The following is a 1,535-nucleotide window of genomic DNA, read 5'->3' as shown; positions in this document are numbered from 1 at the left end:
AGGGGGCGATACCTACTCTCACACGTCTTAGCGTACTACCATCGGCACGATACGGCTTAACCGTCAGGTTCGGTATGGTTCTGGGTGTTTCCCGTATCGTTTTCTTCACCCCCTATTACTCATTCACAAGTGCATAGAGTTTCGTCCAAAGCCTCGGGCTATTAGTACCGCTCGGCTCAATACTTCTCAGTACTTACACCTGCGGCCTATCTACGTCTTCTTCTCAGACTGCCCTTACCTCTTACGAGTGGGAAGCCTCTTGTTTGGGCCCGTTTCCCGCTTAGATGCTTTCAGCGGTTATCGGTTATATGTGTGGCTACTCAGCTCCTGCTATTTGCATAACAGCTGATTCACCAGGGACATACTCACTCCGGTCCTCTCGTACTAGGAGCAACCCCCTTCAAGCTTCCTACCCCCGCAGCAGATAGGGACCGAACTGTCTTACGACGTTCTGAACCCAGCTCACGTACCGCTTTAATGGGCGAACAGCCCAACCCTTGGGACCGGCTTCAGCCCCAGGTTGCGATGAGCCGACATCGAGGTGCCAATCCACGCCGTCGATGTGAACTCTCGGGCGTGATTAGTCTGTTATCCCCGGGGTAACTTTTATCCGTTGATCGACGGCCCTTCCTCTCAGAACCGCCGGGTCACTAAGTCCAGGTTTCCCTCCTGTTCGACTCGTCAGTCTCTCAGTTAAGCAGGCTTTTGCCTTTGCACTCTTCAGTGGATTCCCAACCCACTTGAGCCTACCTTCGAACACCTCCGTTACCTTTTTGGAGGCAACCGCCCCAGTTAAACTGCCCTCCTAACACTGTCCAGGTCAAGCTCTTCACTTTCTCCCGTTAGTAACCCATCGTTGTAAGGGCGGTATCCCACGGTCGGCTCCAGCTGCCCTGGCGAGCAGCTTTCTTCGCCTCCCGCCTATCCTGTACATACAACGATAAGTTACAATGTCAGGTTACAGTAAAACTCCACGGGGTCTTTCCGTCTAGCTGCGGGTCCTCGGCATCTTCACCGAGACTGTAATTTCACCGGATCCTTCGTTAAGACAGCTCCCTAGTCGTTACGCCTTTCATGCAGGTCGGAACTTACCCGACAAGGAATTTCGCTACCTTAGGACCGTTATAGTTACGGCCGCCGTTTACCGGGGCTTCAGTTCGAAGCTTGCACCTCTCCCCTTAACCTTCCGGCACTGGGCAGGCGTCAGTCCCTATACTTCCACTTCCGTGTTCGCAGAGACCTGTGTTTTTGGTAAACAGTCGCTAGGGACTTGTCACTGCGGCTCTATTAGTATGATTGCTCATACTAATAGTCCACCCCTTCTCCCGAAGTTACGGGGCTATTTTGCCTAGTTCCTTAACGAAGGTTATTCCGCTCCCCTTCGCCTTCTCAGCTCGTCTACCTGTGTCGGTTTCCAGAACGGGCAGTAAAAGGATCAACGCTACACGAGGCTTTTCTCGACAGTGTGATTGTCTACCGTTGGCCTTGCGGCCTCCCCATCACGACTCCTCCTCTGCCAGCGGATTTCCCTACCA

Annotated in this window: 2 rRNA genes; both read right to left on the bottom strand. The window is 53.2% G+C overall.

The features are described from left to right. A 5S ribosomal RNA gene (gene rrf / locus X927_RS05105) occupies positions 1 to 113 on the bottom strand. Between the two features lie 27 nt (positions 114 to 140). Further along, positions 141 to 1,535 (bottom strand): 23S ribosomal RNA (locus tag X927_RS10255); the annotation flags it as partial.

Source organism: Petrotoga mexicana DSM 14811 (assembly GCF_002895565.1).
GTDB lineage: Bacteria > Thermotogota > Thermotogae > Petrotogales > Petrotogaceae > Petrotoga > Petrotoga mexicana.
The sequence above is the reverse complement of the archived record's forward strand: the minus strand, read 5'-3'. Positions and strand labels throughout refer to the sequence as shown.